We start from the raw sequence: 16,047 nt of genomic DNA, 5'->3' as shown, positions 1-16,047 counted from the left end.
CGGCCACTATATCTCGAAGTGGGGAAAGGTGGCACCTCCCACAAGGGGTGGTCACCGGTCCGGTGCGCGCGCTACAAGGCCTGCCTGAGGAGACGCGGATGGCTGAAACCTACGACCTGATCGTGCGCGGTGGGCAGGCCTGGACCACGGCGGGGCTGGTGCCTGTCGATATCGGCGTGCGCGGCGGCAAGTTCGCCGCCCTGGGCGATCTGCCGGCGTCGGCCGCGGGCACCGTGGTGGACGCCACCGGACTCACGGTCCTGCCCGGCGTGATCGACAGCCAGGTGCATTTCCGCGAGCCGGGCCTGGAGCACAAGGAGGATCTGGAGAGCGGCACGCGCGGCGCCGTGCTGGGCGGCGTCACCGCCGTCTTCGAGATGCCCAACACCAAGCCCAGCACGCTCAATGCCGACGATCTGGCGGCGAAGCTGAACCTGGCGCGTGGGCGTGCCTGGTGCGACCACGCGTTCTACATGGGCGGCTCGGCCGAGAACGTCGAGCACCTGCCGGCGCTCGAGCGGTTGCCGGGTTGCTGCGGGGTCAAGGTGTTCATGGGCGCCTCGACGGGCACCCTGCTGGTGCCCGACGACGCCACGCTCGATCGCATCCTGGCGCACGGCTCGCGCCGCATGGCGGTCCATTGCGAGGACGAAGAGCGCATGAACGCGCGCAAGGCGCTGGCACAGGCGCCGGGCGCCACGCCGCACCTGCATCCCGTGGTGCGCGACGTCGAGTCGGCGCTGCTGGCGACCCAGCGCCTGATCCGCCTGGCGCGCAAGCACGCCAGACGCGTGCACGTCCTGCACGTGACGACCGAGGAGGAGATGCTCTTCCTGCGCGACCACAAGGACATCGCCACGGTCGAGGCGACACCGCAGCATCTCACCCTGGCGGCGCCGGACTGCTACGACCGGTTGGGTACCTTCGCGCAGATGAACCCGCCGATCCGCGAGGCGCGGCATCGCGAAGGCCTGTGGCGTGCCGTGCGCGACGGCACGGTCGACGTGATCGGCTCCGACCATGCGCCGCATACACGCGAGGAAAAGTCGAAGCCCTATCCCGGCTCGCCGTCGGGCATGCCCGGCGTGCAGACCCTGTTGCCGTTGCTGCTCGACCACCTGAACGCCGGCCGCCTGTCGCTGGCGCGGCTGGTCGACCTGACCTCGGCTGGCGCAGCCCGCATCTTCGGCCTCGCCGCCAAGGGCCGTATCGCGCTGGGTTACGACGCCGATCTCACCCTGGTCGATCTGGCGGCGCGGCGCGAGATCACCGAATCGTGGATGGCAACCAAATCGGGTTGGACGCCGTTTGCCGGCATGACGGTGACGGGATGGCCGGTGGCCACCATCATCCGCGGCAACGTGGTGATGCGCGATGATGTGCTGCTGGGCACGCCCATCGGCACGCCGATCCGCTTCGTCGATACGCTCAGCAAGGAAGGATAAGCTTAATGGGTACGTTTCGCGCGCTGCTGTCAGAGCAAGGCACCGATCGCAAGGTCACGAGCACGGTCCAGGAGCTCGACGACAGCCGCCTGCCGGCCGGCGACGTCACCGTGAAGGTCGACTATTCGACCCTGAACTACAAGGACGGCCTGGTCCTGACGTCGGGCGGCGGATTGGTGAAGACCTGGCCGCATGTCGGCGGCATCGATCTGGCGGGCACGGTCGAGGCGTCCGATAGTCCCAGCTTCAAGGCCGGCGATAAGGTCGTGCTGAACGGCTATCGCGTCGGTGAACTGCACTGGGGCGGCTACGCCACGCGCGCCCGCGTCAAGGGCGACTGGCTGGTGAAGCTGCCGGAGGCGATCTCGACCAGGCGCGCGGCGGCGATCGGCACGGCGGGCTACACCGCGATGCTCTGCGTGCTGGCGCTCTCCAAGCACGGCGTGACGCCGGCCCGCGGCGAGGTTCTGGTGACGGGTGCCGCCGGCGGCGTCGGCAGTGTCGCCGTCGCGATCCTGGCCAAGCTCGGCTACGCCGTGGTGGCGGCCACCGGGCGGCCGCAGGAAGCCGACTACCTGAAGGGCCTGGGCGCCAGCACGATCATCGAGCGCAAGGAGATCACCGAGGCGGCCGATCGCCCGCTGCTGGGCGAGCGCTTTGCCGGCGTCGTCGACACCGTGTCGGGCGTGATGTTCGCGCGGGCGCTCGCCATGGTGAAGTACGGTGGTGCCGCCGCCGTCTGCGGCCTGGCGGGCGGCGCGGCGTTTCCCGGCAACATCGTTCCCTTCATTCTGCGTGGCATCACGGTGTGCGGCGTCGATTCGGTGATGCTGCCGATGGCGCCGCGGCTGGAGGCCTGGACCCGGCTGGCCACCGACCTGCCGCTGGACAAGCTCGACGCCATGGTCGTCGACAAGACGCTGCAGGATCTGCCGGCGCTGGCTAAGGACATCCTCGGCGGCCAAGTGCGTGGCCGCGTCGTCGTCGACGTCAACGCTTAGCGTCCTTCTCCCCGCGCAGGCGGGACGAAGGTGGACGCCGCGCAGCGGCGGCCGGATGAGGGGCTTCGCGATGTCGATAGCCGCAAGTTGTGTGATGAGAGGGCGCAGGTGTGTCGACACTGCAAAGCCCCTCATCCGGCGCTTCGCGCCACCGTCTCCCCGCCTGCGCGGGGAGACGGTGTGATGGCCGCGCGCCTGCCGCCGCTGGGCACTATCGAGGCCTTCGCGGCGGCGGCACGCACACTCAGCTTCACCACGGCGGCGCGTGAACTCAACCTCACGACATCGGCCGTCAGCCGTCGCGTCGCGGCGCTGGAGGCCAGCCTCGATGTTCGCCTGTTTCATCGCCTCAACCGCGCCCTGCGGTTGACGGCGGCCGGCGACAAATACCTGGCGGCGATCGGGCCGGCGATCGAGGCCTTGCGTGCCGCCGGCGCCGCGATACGTCCTGCGGCACGAGGCAGCCGCCTGACCCTGTGTGTCCTGCCGTCGTTCGCGGCCCTGTGGCTGCTGCCGCGGCTGGCCGATTTCACCACGTCGCATCCGTCGATCGACCTGCGCGTGGCGACCGCACCGGGCGCACCCGACGCCGGGCGCGGCGATATCGATCTTGCCGTGGCCATCGGCACCGGCGACTGGCCCGGCTGGTCGGCCGAGCGGCTGCTGCCGATGCGGTGCCGGCCGGTCTGCGCGCCCAAGCTGTTGCGGGGTCCGCGGGGGCTCAAGGCGCCGGCGGACCTGCGGCACCACGCCCTGCTGGGCGTTGCGCGTCCGCGCGGGTTCTGGCGTCGCTGGTGTGTCGAGGCCGAGGTACCGCCGTTTCGGCCGGCGCGCACATTGCGGTTCGATGGCCTGCATCTGCTCTACGAAGCCGCCGCCGGTGGCCTCGGTGTTGCCATGGCGTTCGACGATCTCGTGCAGCCCTATCTCGACGATGGCCGCCTGGTCGAGCCGTTCGACATCAGCTTCGCCCCCAGCGAAAGCTGGTGGCTGCTCCATCGCAATCGCGATGCACGCTCGCAAGGTGTGCGCAGCGTCCGTCGCTGGCTCAAGACCGAGGCTGCGCGCTGAGGCGCGACTGTCACCCCGCGCTACGCGCGGGATGACAGCGATCCGCAAGCCGACGATTCCAGTAGTGAAACGGGCATTCGGTTGCGTGCGGGGCAATCGACGTTGTCATCGCTGCGTTTGTCCGCGCGTCCGGTCCGCGCGACGGTGCCGCCTGTTGTCGAAGGAGCAGGGAGCATGAGCGACGGCGCTTTTGCCGCACCGGATCCGGACTTCCGCACGCGCGTGACGCAGTTCGCGCAGACCATGCCGATCTTCAGCCATCTCGGTCTGCGCATCGTGCGGCTCGATCCGGGCACATGCCACCTGGAGCTGCCGCGACGTGTGGAGTTCACGCAGCTGCAGGGCTATTTCATGGCTGGCGTCGTGGGCATGGTTGGCGATATTGCCGGCAACATGGCCGGCGGCACGCTGTTGGCCGCCGATTGGACGCTGGCCTCGCTGGACTACACGGTGAAGCTGCTGGCGCCGGCGCGCGGCGAGGCGCTGGTAGCGGAAGGCCGCACGGTGCGGCCCGGGCGCACGGTCACCGTCAATGCCGCCGACATCTTCGCCGTCGACGGCGGCAAGCGCACGCTGTGCGCCAGCGTGCTGATGACGGCGATGAACCTGCCGCTGGGAGCGCGCGCATGACGGCGGTACCCGAAGGCTTCCGGCCATTCTCCTATTCCAGCGCCTTCCTTGACGCGGTGGGCCCGCTGTACGAGGGCAGAGCGGCGGACGGGACCCTCGTGCTGGGCCTGCGTATCGAAGAGCGCCATTGCAATCGCCGTGGGTTCGCACACGGTGGCTTGCTGATGACGCTGGCCGATCTGGTGCTGGGCTATTCGCTGATCAGCGTCACCGGCCGTCGCGGCGGAGTCACCGTCAACCTCACGACCGATTTCGCCGGCGCGGTGCAGGTGGGGCAGTGGGTCGAAGCGCGTGCCGATGTCCAGAAGGCGACAGGCGCCTTGGCCTTCGCCAACTGCTACCTCACGGTCGAAGGCAAGCGCATCGTGCGCGCCAGCGCCATCTTCAAGACGCCACCTCAATCCAGTGTTAGCGCGCCGCACGTCGCAGATGCTCCAGCGCCGTCGGCGGTACCGGGCGGTTGATCACCTCGCGGATGGCGAAGCTGGAGTGGATGCGCGCCACGCGCGGCAGGGTCGAGAGCTGGCCCTTGTGGATGTGCTCGAAGTCCTCGATGTCGCGCGCCAGCACGGTCAGCAGGTAGTCGTCGTCGCCCGACATCAGATGGCACTGCACCACCGAGGGACAGCGCGCCACCGCCTTCTCGAAAGCGTTCAGCGTTTCCTCGCTCTGGCTGTCGAGCGTGATGCGCACGATGACCGTCGTCGAGAAGCCGAGCTGCTTGAGGCCCAGCGTGGCGTGATAGCCGTTGATCAATCCGTTGTCTTCCAGCTGCTTCAATCGCCGCGCGCAGGCGGTGCTGGAAAGACCAACCAGTTCGGCCAGTTCGACATGACTAGCGCGCGCGTTGCGCGTCAGTGCGGACAGCAGGGCAATATCAATGCGATCGAAGCTCATGCGCTCTTTTCTGTCGCTAGATGACCATTTTGTGCAGGATTCGTGCAAAACGCCATCGGCTTGTCACGGACTTTTCGGGGAACGAAACATCGGGTCCGGCTAAACCATGGAGACTGCCCAGGGAGGGTCTTCATGCGCGTCGGTGTGCCCAAAGAGATCAAAGTTCATGAATACCGGGTGGGCCTGACGCCTGCTTCGGTCCGCGAATACGTGGCTGCCGGCCACGAGGTGCTGGTCGAAACCCAGGCTGGCGGCGGCATCGGTGCCAGCGATGACGACTACCGCGCGGCCGGCGCGCGCATCGTTGCAACGCCGCAGGAAATCTTCGCCGCCGCCGACATGGTGGTGAAGGTCAAGGAACCGCAGCCGTCGGAGTGGACGCAGCTGCGCGAAGGACAGATCCTGTTCACCTATCTGCACCTGGCATCGGACCCCGAGCAGACCAAGGGCCTGATGGAGACCGGCTGCACGGCCATCGCCTACGAGACCGTGACGGACGCGCAGGGCGGCCTGCCGCTGTTGGTGCCGATGAGCGAAGTCGCTGGCCGGCTGTCGATCGAGGCCGGCGCATTGGCCCTGCGTCGCCACACCGGTGGTCGCGGCCTGCTGCTGGGCGGCGTGCCGGGTGTGCCGCCAGGCCGGGTCGTCATCATCGGCGGCGGCACGGTGGGTATCCACGCCGCGCGCATGGCGGTCGGCCTGGGCGCCGAAACCACCATCCTGGATCGCTCGCTGCCGCGCCTGCGCGTGCTGGACGACGTCTTCGGCGGGCGTGTGCGCACGCGCTATTCACACATGGAGGCCGTCGAGCAGGAACTGCGCGCGGCCGACGTCGTGATCGGTGCCGTGCTGGTGCCCGGCGCCAAGGCGCCGCGGATCGTGACCCGAAAGCACCTGGCGACCATGAAGCCGGGCGCCGTGGTGGTCGACGTCGCCATCGACCAGGGCGGTTGCTTCGAGACCTCACACGCCACGACGCATGCCGAGCCGACCTATGTCGTGGACAACGTAATCCACTATTGCGTCGCCAACATGCCGGGCGCCGTGCCGCTGACATCCAGCCACGCGCTCAACCATGCCACGCTGCCGTTCGGCCTGCGCCTGGCTGCCAAGGGGCTGGCGGCGCTCGACGACGATCCGCACTTGAAGGCAGGGCTCAATGTGCATCGCGGCCGCGTCGTCTACGCGGCCGTGGCCGAGAGCCTTGGCCTCTCGGGCGGTCCCAAGCCGCTCGCAGCATAATGAGACTATGCTAAGGTCCGCCCGCCGTTTTTCTCCAGCTTGACGAAAGAGTCCGTCGATGGCCGCCAGCACTGCACCCGTTGCCAACAACCTCGAAGCCTTCTTCATGCCGTTCACGGCGAACCGGCAGTTCAAGAAGAACCCGCGCCTGCTGGCCAAGGCCAAGGGTATCCACTACTGGACCCCGGAAGGCCGTAAGGTCATCGACGGCACCGCCGGCCTGTGGTGCGTCAACGCGGGCCACGGCCGCGAGGAGATCAAGCAGGCGATCGCGGCCCAGCTCGAGGAGATGGACTACGCGCCCACCTTCCAGATGGGCCATCCCAAGGCGTTCGAGCTGGCGGCTCGCCATGCCGCCATGCTGCCGGGCGACCTTGATCACGCCTTCTACTGCAACTCCGGCTCTGAAGCGGTCGACAGCGCGCTGAAGATCGCACTGGCCTACCAGCGGGCCCGCGGTGAGGGCACGCGCACGCGACTGATCGGCCGCGAGCGCGGCTATCACGGCGTCGGCTTCGGCGGCATCTCGGTCGGCGGCATGGCCAACAACCGCAAGTTCTTCGCCGCCCAGCTGCCCGGCGTCGATCATCTGCCGCACACGCACCTGCCGGCCAAGAACGCCTTCTCGCGCGGCCTGCCCGAACACGGCGCCGAACTTGCCGACGAGCTGGAGCGCATCGTGGCGCTGCACGATGCCTCGACCATCGCCGCCGTCATCGTCGAGCCCTGTGCCGGTTCGACCGGGTACCTGCCGCCGCCCAAGGGCTACCTCCAGCGCCTGCGGGAGATCTGCACCAAGCACGGCATCCTGCTGATCTTCGACGAGGTGATCACCGGCTTCGGACGCCTGGGCGCCGGCTTCGCGGCCGAGTACTTCGGCGTTATCCCCGACCTGATGACGGTGGCCAAGGGCATCAGCAACGCCACCGTGCCGATGGGCGGCGTCTTCGTGCGCAAGCACGTCTACGAGGGCCTGATGACGGGGCCGGAAAACGCCATCGAGCTGTTCCACGGCTATACCTATTCGGCGCATCCGCTGGCCTGCGCCGCCGCGTCGGCGGTGCTCGACATCTACAAGAACGACGGGCTCTTCCAGCGCGCAGCCGAATTGTCACCATACTGGGAAGACGGCGTGCACTCGCTGAAGTCCGTGTCCGGGGTGACCGACATCCGCAATCTCGGCCTGGCGGCCGGCATCGACATGGAAGGCAAGCCGGGCGCGGTGGGTGCCCGTGGCTATGCGACCTTCGTGAAGGCCTTCGAGCTGGGCTTGATGGTGCGCCAAACGGCGGATACCTTGGCCATGTCGCCGCCGCTGATCGTCGAGAAGAATCAGATCGATGAGATCATCGACATTGTCGGCAAGGCGATCAAACAGGCGGCCTGACGGCCGCGAGGGCAAACAGGCGGCCTAGTGGCCCACGAGGTGTGATGATCGATCGTCGTCTTTTCTTGGCCGCCGGCGTGGCGGCCATGGTCCTGGCCGGCTGCGACCAGAGTCCGAGCAAGGCCGAGATCCTGAAGAAGGCAGAAGGCGTCAAGACCAAGGCCGAGCTGGAAAAAGTGCTCGGCAAGCCGGCCGAGCTCGACAAGGTCGGCCCGATCGAGAAGTGGACCTACAAGGCCTCCGACGGGTCGGTGACGTATATCATCGTCGCCGACCAGGTCACGCTCGACATGACGGGCGGCAGCGGCAAGAAGTAGGCTCACCTCTCCCGCAAGCGGGACCCTTTGCGGAAGCTCGGTATTGGGTGGAGGGTTTTCTCCAGCCGTCGATGTTCCATCGGCGGCTGGACCACCGGGCCAGCAGCAGCGCCTTAAAGACACCCGGCGGCAGGCAGCCGGACGCACCCCGTGCCGTTGATTGCGATGGTGCGATGACGTGCACGGAGGCTCGAAAGCTCGTCTTCCGGCGATCAGTGCTGGCGTCGCAGGAGACGCTCGGCGCGGGCGGCCATCTCCATCAGTCGAGTGTGATTTTCGTGTTCACGATGATATGGCGCAGCAGCCTGGTCTGCTCGGCCATGAAATCGGCGAACTGGCTCCTGCTGCTGGCAAAAGGACGCAGGAAGCGGTCCTCGGCCCATTTCTGAAAGGGTTGCGATCGGATGACGCTTTCCAGATCCTTGCTCATGACGTCGGCTTTGGCCTCCGGGATCTGGCCTGCAGCCAGGAGGCCGAACCACGACGAATAGTCAAAGTTCGGCAGGCCTGCTCCTGCCGTTGTCGGCACTTCCTCCAAACCGGGGAGGGGGGACGTCGCCGTGAGCGCGAGTGCCCGGAGCTTGCCGGACTTGATATGGTCGGTCACGCCGAGCGGGGCCGCGAAGTAGCCATCAATGCGGTTGGCGAGCAGATCGGGAACGAGCTGCGACAGTCCCTTGTAGGGGACATGCGTTATCGAGACGCCGGCGCGTTCCTTGAACAGTTCCAGAACCAGGTGGGACGGCGCGCCGTTGCCTTGAGAACCGAAGCTCAGCTTCCCTGGATGTGCCTTCGCGTACGCAATCAGCCCGCGAAGATCATCGAACGGAGCAGACCCATTCACGAGGATCAGGAGCGGTGTGTCCGCGATCAGGCCGATCGGCGTGAAGTCAGCGATCGGGTCGTACGGCAAGTTCTTGAACAGGCTCGCGTTGGCGGCATGGGTGCCGGCGTAGCCGAAGAACAGCGTGCGGCCGTCGGGTGGTGCGCCCTTCGCATACGCGGCTCCGATGATGCCCGAGCCGCCGCCGCGGTTCTCCACCACAATCGGTGTATTCCAGATCTCGCGCAGGCCGTCGGCGATCTTGCGACCGATCGCGTCGGTCACGCCGCCCGCCGGAAAGGGAACCACGAGCCTCAATGGCTCGCTCGCCGTGCCTGCGCGCATCGGCAGGGCGGCAACCGCCGCCGCACACGCGGCCATCGAAATGAATCTTCGCCGTGACATGTCCATCCTGTCACCCCGATCGTGGAGTGCTATTCGCCGATGATGCTCTTGCCGAAGGGTTCGTCGCGGGCCCGGAATGCGGCACCGAGTCCCTCGTCGGCAAAGCGCCGAAGGAATTCGCGATTGGACTGTGCCAGATGCCCGCGCACGTCCGTCTCGGCCGCGAGGCGCTGGAGCATGCGGCTTCCCATCAGCTCCATCGCGATGTTCACGGTCCGCTTGTTGCAGGCGAGGATATCGGCGTCTATCAGTGCCATCCGCGACGCCAGACGCGCCACCTCTTCGTCCAGCTGTGCGGGCGCGACCGCGGCGAGGACGAGACCGATGCGCGCGGCCTCGCGCCCGAGGATGAAATCTCCGGTCAGCAGCAGTCGCTTCGCCCACTGTGGCCCGACGAGGTAGGTCCACATGTGGCAGGGCGGTGAGCCTTGCGAACGCACGGCTGGGAAACCGATCCGCGCATCGTCCGCCGCGATGATGATGTCGGCCATCAGCGCGAGATCGGTACCACCGTTGACGCAATGCCCGTGGATCTTCGCAATCACCGGCTTGTGGATGTCAAATATCGTGAGGATGTCCGCCTGGTTGCGCTCGATGCGCCAGACGTCGTCGTCGATGTTGCCGATTGGCGCCCGGTACAGTGCCGGGTCGTGGTCGACGCCATCGGCCTGGTGCGCACCCTCACGCATCTCGTAGTTCTGGAGCATGTCGTAGCCGGAACAGAAGTCGGGGCCAGCGCCTTGCAGCACGACGCAGTGCACGGCTTTGCGGTCGTCCGCTTCCATGAGCGCCTGCCGCAGCTCGGCGAGCATCGGTCGGGTCAGCGCGTTGCGCTTCTGCGGCCGGTTGAGCGTGATTGTCGCGATGCCATCGCTGACCTCGAAAACAATCGATTCGGTCGATCGAAGCCACTTGTGCATGTCGCTGTCCTGCAAGTTGGTTGTCTCTGCGCATGATGAGTGCATCGGCGGCCCGGATGTCTGCGTCATTGCAGATGAGGGATCGATAGCTCCAGGACCACATCCTGCATCTCGTCGGCGAAGCACGACGTGAGGCTGACGGGTAACGGCAAGGCGCTCGAGGCCCACGGGCGCCGCGCCGCGCTAGCCTCCAAGCAGTTGGCGGCTCTCAGTGCGCATTGTGATTGCCGGTATCGTTCGCGTCAACGGATATTTTTTATAGAGAATTATTAATTCTCTATAGAGAATTACTGCGAAGCGACGGCCGTGCTCGGGCGGTTCGACGAGGCGCTTGCGCATAGGTCGATGAAAATGGGATCCCGGGCGTTCAGGTGGTCCGGGGCACCGGAGCCGCACAACCGCAGCCAGTGTTAAAGTGCGGCCACCACGTGTCCGCACCATTGGGCCGAGACCGAGATGACGAAGAAGCAGCGACCGACGACCACCGACAGCCAGGACCAGAAGCGCGTTGGCGCAACCTTGAGGACGATGCAGGTCCTGGAGTACTTCGCGGGCAATCCGCATCCCATGAGCGCCGCCGAGCTGACACGCGCGACCGATCAAAACCCGAGCACCGCCTTCAATATCCTGCGTACCCTGGTCAGTGAGGGTTACCTGCAGCATCTGGCCGGAAGCAAGCTGTACATGCGCGGCCCTGCTCTATATCGGCTGGCGCGCAAGTTCGCCGACGCACCTCACATCCCGGAGGCCGCGGCGCCGTTGCTGCAAGAGCTGGCGAGCAAGTACGACGTCTCCGTGTCACTGTGGCGACGGGAATCGGTGCACTACATGATGTTGCTCATGCTGGCGGAGGGGTCGGCGGCGATCCGCCTTCACATGACGACGGGCATCAAGGTCCCGCTCCTGCAGGGCAGCATGGGACGAATCATGGCGCTGGAGGCGGGACTACCGGACATGGAACGCCATCACCTCTTCCGCGCGTTGCCGTTGGCTCGCCCGATATCGTACCGGACGTTCCTTGGCCAGGCGCGGCTGGCAAGGGAACAGGGTTGGAGCCAGGACGACGGCAACTGGCACGAGGCCGTCGCGTCGCTGTCCGCACCCGTTCGTATTGAGAATGCCCCTGTCGAGTATCTGTGCACGGTGGCCATGTTCCGGCGGCAGCATGTCGGCACTGTCCGGCTGGCGCTGGCCGGCGATCTTCTGGGCCTGGCGAGCCGGATCGCTCCGCTGATCAACCCGGCCTACTGATCGACCGACACACGGTCCTCATCCAGCCGCCGATGGGCATCGACGGCCGCAAAAAAATCCCTCACTGTCACTGGACAACCCAATACCCTCATTCTGCAAAGGTCCCGCTTGCGGGAGAGGGGAGAAGGATCGTGGGAGGATATGCATGAAAGTCGTGATCACCGGCGGTGCCGGCTTTCTCGGCAAGAAGCTGGCACGCCGTATCCTGGCGGGTGCCGAACTGATCGGGCCGTCGGGCAAGCCCGAGCCGGTCAAGGAATTGATGCTGTTCGACGTCGTACAGGCCGGCGGACCGGGGCTCGACGATCCGCGCGTGCATGCGCTGGCCGGCGATATCGCCAATTTTGCCACCGTGCAGACGATCATGCAGGGTGCCTCCAGCGTCTTCCACTTCGCCGCCGTGGTCAGTGCCGGCGCCGAGGCCGATTTCGACCTTGGCTACAAGGTCAACCTCGACGGTACGCGCTACGTGCTCGAGGCGTGTCGTGCACTGGGCACCAACCCGCGCATGATCTTCACCTCATCGCTGGCTGCCTATGGCGGCGACCTGCCGCCGGCCGTCACCGACGACACGCCGTTGACGCCGCAGACGTCCTACGGTGCCCAGAAATCGATCGGCGAATTCCTGGTGCGTGACTACACCCGCAAAGGTTACCTGCGCGGCACCGCGGTGCGTCTGCCGACGATCTGCGTCCGTACCGGCGCGCCCAACAAGGCGGCCTCGACCTGGGCCAGTTCGATCGTGCGCGAGCCGCTGACCGGTGTCGATGTCGTGTGTCCGGTGACACCGCAGACCGTGATGGCGGTACTGAGTCCGCGTCGCACCGTCGATGCCTTCGTGCGCGCTCACAACCTGGATGTCGATGCCTTCGGACCCGGTCGCGCCCTGTTGCTGAACGGCATCAATGTTACGGCGCGTGAGCTCGAGGCAGCCATGCAGCGCCACGCCGGCAACCGTCGATTGGGCACGGTGAGCTGGCAGCACGATCCCATGATCCAGCGCATCTGCGATGGCTGGCCCCAGGGGATCGACAGCGCCCGCGCCCGACGTTTCGGTTTCGAGACCGACCGCGATCTCGATGAGATCGTGCGCCACTTCATCGCCGACGACCTCGACGAGCAGATGAAGCTGGTAACGCGCGCCGCCTGATTCCGACACCCGTCTTATAACCATGACAACAAGTGTAACGGCCGGCGTGCGCGCGCGCGTGCTGGCCGCCCTGGTGCTGACGACCATCGCCAGCCAGTTCTTTCGCGCCTCGACCGCTGCCATCGCGCCCGACCTTATCGCCGATCTCGGCCTGTCGGCGCAGCAATTCGGCGCCGCCAATGGCGCATTCTTCCTGGCCATCGGTCTGGTGCAGATTCCCGTCGGCATCCTGTTCGACCGCTATGGTCCGCGGCGCGTCACCACGGCGCTGACCGGTCTCGCCGTGGTCGGCGCGGTGTGGCAGGCGTTGTGCACCAGCGGTGCCGAGTTCCTGGCCGCCCGATTGCTGCTGGGTGTCGGCTGCGCCGGCAGCTTCATGAGCGCCGTGCTGGTCAGCTCACGATGGTTCGGCGGCGATCGGCTGGCCACCGTGCTGAGCTGGGTATTCGCCTTGAGCCAGATCGGCCTGATGATGGCGACGACACCGCTGGCGGCGGCCAGCGCCGCCTTCGGCTGGCGGGCCGCGTACCTCGCGGCTGCCGTCGTGGCGCTTGTCATTGGCGCTGCCTTCTTCGTGCTGGTGCGCGACGCACCGCCCGATAGTCCGCCCGCGGCGGCGCGCGGCGAGACCATCATGGAGGCCTTGCGGGGCGTGGTGCAGGTCTGGCGCACCAAGGGCCTGGGGCCGGTTCTGGCCATCCACAGCGTGGCCTACGCCAGCATGGCAACCGTATTGTCGGTGTGGGCCGGGAAGTATCTCGCCGACGTACATGGGCTCGATGCCGTGCAGCGCGGCAACGTGCTGCTGGCCATGACGGCATTCCAGATCGCCGGCACCTTGGCCTTTGGGCCGCTGGACCGGCTGTTCAACACGCGCAAATGGATCATCGTCGCCGGCGCGGTGTTGAGCCTGTGCACCTTGGGGCCGCTGGCGCTGATGGCAGGCACCGGCCTGTGGACCGCGGCCGCCTTGCTCTGCCTGCACTGCGCCGTCACCGCGTACGGCATCGTCATCGTGGCCCATGGCCGGTCGCTGTTTCCGGCACATCTTGCCGGCCGCGGTGTCACCACCGTGAATATCGCCCAGGTCGCGGGCTCGGCCGCCATGCCGTGGCTGACCGGCATCGTGATCGGCCTGTTCCCGGTCGCCGGTGGCGGCGGCTATGCCGAGATCGCCTACCGCGCGGCGTTCGGCGCGATCGGCGTGGCGGTGGTGGCGGGTCTGGCCGTCTATCTCACGGCCCGTGATGCCAAGCCGCGCGGCTAGTCCCTGTCGATCGAAGACGCCTGTCATCCCGAGCACAGCGAGGGATGACAGTCTGTGTTGCGGGGACTACGTCGCCGCGCGCTGGCCGCTCATCTGCTGCAGCAGTTGCATGACCAGCCACATCCCCAAGCCCCAGAAGCCGTAGACCAGCGGCGCCAGCACGACACCCGGCATGGCGAAGCCGCCGCCCACGGGTGCACCCTTCAGCGGCAGCGCCACGAACCAGTTGGCCAACGTGGGCACAATGGCGGCAAACAGGATCCAGCCGAGGACACCGTTCAACGCGCCCGGCAGGCGGGGCACGACGAGCGCCGCGGCGATGCCCCACAGCGCCGTCCAGAAGATGTAGGAGATCACCACCGGCACGCCGAACGGCTTGGTGGCGACCATCGACCACGTGCTGGCCTTGAGCAGGCCGGCCTGGGTGAGGGCCCAGAACCCGCCTTGATGGAAGACCAGGAAGGCTATGGCGCCGGCGATGGCGCCGAAGACTACGGTCCGGACGGTCGTATTGGCCATGACGCATCCCCACCTTGTTCGGACGCCATCATCATCGCCTGCGCGCGCGACGCCAATAACGAAATCGCCAGCGGTGTTACCAGCCGGATACCGTCACGGGCGCATCCAGAAGTTCGCCTTGCCGGCACGCACGGGGGCGGCGAGGTTGGCGAACTCGCACAGCAGTGTGCGGGTGTCGCGCGGATCGATGATCTCCTCGATCCAGAAGCGCTCGGCGCTGCGGAACGGCGAGCGCAGCTTGTTCAGCCGCGCCTCGATCTCCTTCAGCTTGGCATCGGGATCGGGTGCGGCGTCGATGTCGGCGCGGTACGCCGCCTCGATGCCGCCTTCCAGCGGCAGCGAGCCCCAGCGGCCCGACGGCCAGGCATAGCGGAAGCTCATGCGGCCGGTGTTCTTGTGCGCAGCACCGGCGACGCCGAAATTGTTGCGCACAATCACGGTGCACCACGGGATCGACGTCTGGTGCATCGCCGCCATCGCCCGCACGCCCTGGCGGATCACGCCACTCTTCTCGGCCTCCAGCCCGATCAAGAAACCGGGGCAGTCCTCGAGGTAGACCACCGGCAGACGGAAGGTTTCGGCCAGGTCCATGAAGCGCGTCACCTTCTGGCAGGTATCAGCCGTCCAGGCGCCGCCGTAGTGCATGGGGTCGCTGGCCATGAAGGCGACCGGCCAGCCGTCCAGGCGCGCCAGCCCGGTGATCACGGAGCGGCCATAGAGCTTGCCCATCTCGAAGAAGCTGCCCTTGTCGACCAGCGCGTTCACGATGGTGCGCATGGCGTAGATCTTGCGCGTATCGCGCGGGATCACCGACAGCAGCTTTTCCTCGCGCCGCTTGGGATCGTCCTGCTGCGGCCCGCGCGGCGCCAGGTCGAATGCCGATTGCGGCATGTACGACAGAAATTTCTTCGCCGCGGCGAAGGCGTCATCCTCGCTGTCGACCGCCTCGTCGACGGCGCCGGCGCGCAACTGGATCTCCCAGCCGCCCAGTTCTTCCTTCGACAGCGGCTGGCCCAGCCGAGCCACGACAGGCGGTCCGGCGACGAACATCGCCGACAGGCCTTTCACCATCACCGAGTAGTGCGCCGCCGCCAGCCGTGCGGCACCCAGTCCCGCCACTGAGCCCAGGCCCAGCGCGACCACCGGCACGGTGCCCATGTTGGCTGCCACCACGTCGAAGCCGATGGCGCCCGGCACGTTGGCACGGCCCGTGGTCTCGATGGTCTTCACCGAACCGCCGCCGCCGGAACCCTCGATCAGGCGGATCAGCGGCATGTGGTACTCGTACGCCATGCGCTCGACCAGCAGGTTCTTCTCCTTGATGGTGGCGTCGGCCGAGCCACCGCGCACCGTGAAGTCGTCGCCCGACACCGCCACGGGGCGGCCGTCGATGGTGCCGCGGCCGGTGACCGAGTTCGACGCCACCAGATCCGACAGGTCGTTCTGGCCATCGTAGGTCGCCATGCCGGCAACGCTGCCGAATTCACGGAACGAGCCGGGGTCCAGCAGCCGGTCGATGCGCTCGCGCACGGTGAGACGGCCGCCGTCGTGCTGGCGCTTGACCTTGTCGGGCCCGCCCATGCGCGCCACCAGCTCTTGGCGGCGCTTCAGTTCGTCCAATTCAGGCTGCCAGCTCATCGCGGTCGTTCCTCGGTGGTTCGTGCCTCCACCTACCTATACCGTTTTGCCGGACCAGCGCAGCCAGCGCTCATCTGTGCCCGT

At 66.9% G+C, this 16,047-nt stretch carries 16 protein-coding genes; 11 read left to right on the top strand and 5 right to left on the bottom strand.

Going from position 1 to position 16,047, the window contains the following annotated elements; genetic code table 11:
* The first annotated feature begins 98 nt into the window (after positions 1-98).
* The 5 genes from FQU96_RS27065 to FQU96_RS27045 all read left to right on the top strand — a co-directional run bounded on the left by FQU96_RS27065 (position 99) and on the right by FQU96_RS27045 (position 4,611).
* Positions 99-1,445, top strand: a complete 1,347-nt coding sequence (locus FQU96_RS27065) for a dihydroorotase (protein ID WP_146544484.1) — start codon at positions 99-101, stop codon at positions 1,443-1,445.
* 5 nt (positions 1,446-1,450) lie between these two features.
* On the top strand, positions 1,451-2,446 hold the full coding sequence (locus tag FQU96_RS27060; protein ID WP_146544483.1) for an MDR family oxidoreductase: 996 nt from the start codon (positions 1,451-1,453) through the stop codon (positions 2,444-2,446).
* Between the two features lie 183 nt (positions 2,447-2,629).
* Positions 2,630-3,517, top strand: coding sequence for a LysR substrate-binding domain-containing protein (locus FQU96_RS27055; RefSeq protein ID WP_146544482.1), 888 nt, complete (start codon positions 2,630-2,632; stop codon positions 3,515-3,517).
* 174 nt (positions 3,518-3,691) lie between these two features.
* The gene (locus tag FQU96_RS27050) at positions 3,692-4,147 is read left to right on the top strand and encodes a PaaI family thioesterase (RefSeq protein WP_146544481.1); all 456 of its coding nucleotides are present in this window, start codon (positions 3,692-3,694) and stop codon (positions 4,145-4,147) included.
* Positions 4,144-4,611, top strand: coding sequence for a PaaI family thioesterase (locus tag FQU96_RS27045; protein WP_146544480.1), 468 nt, complete (start codon positions 4,144-4,146; stop codon positions 4,609-4,611). Before FQU96_RS27050 ends, FQU96_RS27045 begins: the two co-directional genes overlap by 4 nt.
* Here the strand turns inward: FQU96_RS27045 and FQU96_RS27040 are convergent.
* Positions 4,556-5,044: an Lrp/AsnC family transcriptional regulator gene (locus FQU96_RS27040; protein WP_146544479.1), complete on the bottom strand. Its 489-nt coding sequence runs from the start codon at positions 5,042-5,044 to the stop codon at positions 4,556-4,558. The two genes, FQU96_RS27045 and FQU96_RS27040, sit on opposite strands and share 56 nt — an antisense overlap.
* Before the next feature lie 132 nt (positions 5,045-5,176).
* Between FQU96_RS27040 and ald the strand changes: the two genes are divergently transcribed.
* The 3 genes from ald to FQU96_RS27025 are packed head-to-tail and all read left to right on the top strand — an operon-like array spanning position 5,177 to position 7,990.
* A complete protein-coding gene (ald, locus tag FQU96_RS27035; RefSeq protein WP_146544478.1) occupies positions 5,177-6,286 on the top strand; it encodes an alanine dehydrogenase in 1,110 nt (369 codons plus the stop codon).
* Between the two features lie 58 nt (positions 6,287-6,344).
* Positions 6,345-7,673, top strand: a complete 1,329-nt coding sequence (locus tag FQU96_RS27030) for an aspartate aminotransferase family protein (RefSeq protein ID WP_146544477.1) — start codon at positions 6,345-6,347, stop codon at positions 7,671-7,673.
* 44 nt (positions 7,674-7,717) lie between these two features.
* Positions 7,718-7,990 (top strand): hypothetical protein, encoded by a 273-nt coding sequence (locus FQU96_RS27025; RefSeq protein WP_146544476.1) that lies wholly within the window; start codon positions 7,718-7,720, stop codon positions 7,988-7,990.
* Between the two features lie 259 nt (positions 7,991-8,249).
* On the opposite strand, the gene FQU96_RS27020 is transcribed toward FQU96_RS27025, so the two are convergent.
* Both FQU96_RS27020 and FQU96_RS27015 read right to left on the bottom strand, forming a co-directional pair.
* The gene (locus tag FQU96_RS27020) at positions 8,250-9,224 is read right to left on the bottom strand and encodes a tripartite tricarboxylate transporter substrate binding protein (RefSeq protein WP_146544475.1); all 975 of its coding nucleotides are present in this window, start codon (positions 9,222-9,224) and stop codon (positions 8,250-8,252) included.
* Positions 9,225-9,247: 23 nt separating this feature from the next.
* Positions 9,248-10,138, bottom strand: a complete 891-nt coding sequence (locus FQU96_RS27015; RefSeq protein WP_146544474.1) for a crotonase/enoyl-CoA hydratase family protein — start codon at positions 10,136-10,138, stop codon at positions 9,248-9,250.
* A gap of 456 nt (positions 10,139-10,594) precedes the next feature.
* Here FQU96_RS27015 and FQU96_RS27010 point away from each other — a divergent pair, with 456 nt between their 5' ends.
* From FQU96_RS27010 to FQU96_RS27000, 3 genes are all read left to right on the top strand, one after another.
* Positions 10,595-11,389, top strand: a complete 795-nt coding sequence (locus tag FQU96_RS27010; RefSeq protein WP_146544473.1) for an IclR family transcriptional regulator — start codon at positions 10,595-10,597, stop codon at positions 11,387-11,389.
* A gap of 145 nt (positions 11,390-11,534) precedes the next feature.
* Positions 11,535-12,539: a D-erythronate dehydrogenase gene (denD, locus tag FQU96_RS27005; protein ID WP_146544472.1), complete on the top strand. Its 1,005-nt coding sequence runs from the start codon at positions 11,535-11,537 to the stop codon at positions 12,537-12,539.
* Positions 12,540-12,561: 22 nt separating this feature from the next.
* The gene (locus FQU96_RS27000) at positions 12,562-13,806 is read left to right on the top strand and encodes an MFS transporter (protein WP_146544471.1); all 1,245 of its coding nucleotides are present in this window, start codon (positions 12,562-12,564) and stop codon (positions 13,804-13,806) included.
* A gap of 66 nt (positions 13,807-13,872) precedes the next feature.
* On the opposite strand, the gene FQU96_RS26995 is transcribed toward FQU96_RS27000, so the two are convergent.
* Together FQU96_RS26995 and FQU96_RS26990 are read right to left on the bottom strand one after the other, a co-directional pair.
* Positions 13,873-14,325 (bottom strand): hypothetical protein, encoded by a 453-nt coding sequence (locus FQU96_RS26995; RefSeq protein ID WP_146544470.1) that lies wholly within the window; start codon positions 14,323-14,325, stop codon positions 13,873-13,875.
* A 93-nt stretch (positions 14,326-14,418) separates the two neighbouring features.
* Positions 14,419-15,963, bottom strand: coding sequence for an acyl-CoA carboxylase subunit beta (locus FQU96_RS26990; RefSeq protein ID WP_146544469.1), 1,545 nt, complete (start codon positions 15,961-15,963; stop codon positions 14,419-14,421).
* Between the last annotated feature and the right edge of the window lie 84 nt (positions 15,964-16,047).

The organism is Reyranella sp. CPCC 100927 (assembly GCF_007859315.1).
Lineage (GTDB): Bacteria > Pseudomonadota > Alphaproteobacteria > Reyranellales > Reyranellaceae > Vineibacter.
The sequence above is the reverse complement of the archived record's forward strand: the minus strand, read 5'-3'. Positions and strand labels throughout refer to the sequence as shown.

Coding starts and splice junctions, on each gene's coding strand:
- FQU96_RS27060 (WP_146544483.1), top strand. CDS start 1,451: ATGGGTACGTTTCGCGCGCTGCTGTCAGAGCAAGGCACCGATCGCAAG.
- FQU96_RS27015 (WP_146544474.1), bottom strand. CDS start 10,138: ATGCACAAGTGGCTTCGATCGACCGAATCGATTGTTTTCGAGGTCAGC.
- FQU96_RS27040 (WP_146544479.1), bottom strand. CDS start 5,044: ATGAGCTTCGATCGCATTGATATTGCCCTGCTGTCCGCACTGACGCGC.
- FQU96_RS26990 (WP_146544469.1), bottom strand. CDS start 15,963: ATGAGCTGGCAGCCTGAATTGGACGAACTGAAGCGCCGCCAAGAGCTG.
- FQU96_RS27000 (WP_146544471.1), top strand. CDS start 12,562: ATGACAACAAGTGTAACGGCCGGCGTGCGCGCGCGCGTGCTGGCCGCC.
- FQU96_RS27025 (WP_146544476.1), top strand. CDS start 7,718: ATGATCGATCGTCGTCTTTTCTTGGCCGCCGGCGTGGCGGCCATGGTC.
- FQU96_RS27020 (WP_146544475.1), bottom strand. CDS start 9,224: ATGGACATGTCACGGCGAAGATTCATTTCGATGGCCGCGTGTGCGGCG.
- FQU96_RS27030 (WP_146544477.1), top strand. CDS start 6,345: ATGGCCGCCAGCACTGCACCCGTTGCCAACAACCTCGAAGCCTTCTTC.
- FQU96_RS27050 (WP_146544481.1), top strand. CDS start 3,692: ATGAGCGACGGCGCTTTTGCCGCACCGGATCCGGACTTCCGCACGCGC.
- FQU96_RS27010 (WP_146544473.1), top strand. CDS start 10,595: ATGACGAAGAAGCAGCGACCGACGACCACCGACAGCCAGGACCAGAAG.
- FQU96_RS27045 (WP_146544480.1), top strand. CDS start 4,144: ATGACGGCGGTACCCGAAGGCTTCCGGCCATTCTCCTATTCCAGCGCC.
- FQU96_RS27065 (WP_146544484.1), top strand. CDS start 99: ATGGCTGAAACCTACGACCTGATCGTGCGCGGTGGGCAGGCCTGGACC.
- FQU96_RS27055 (WP_146544482.1), top strand. CDS start 2,630: ATGGCCGCGCGCCTGCCGCCGCTGGGCACTATCGAGGCCTTCGCGGCG.
- denD (WP_146544472.1), top strand. CDS start 11,535: ATGAAAGTCGTGATCACCGGCGGTGCCGGCTTTCTCGGCAAGAAGCTG.
- FQU96_RS26995 (WP_146544470.1), bottom strand. CDS start 14,325: ATGGCCAATACGACCGTCCGGACCGTAGTCTTCGGCGCCATCGCCGGC.
- ald (WP_146544478.1), top strand. CDS start 5,177: ATGCGCGTCGGTGTGCCCAAAGAGATCAAAGTTCATGAATACCGGGTG.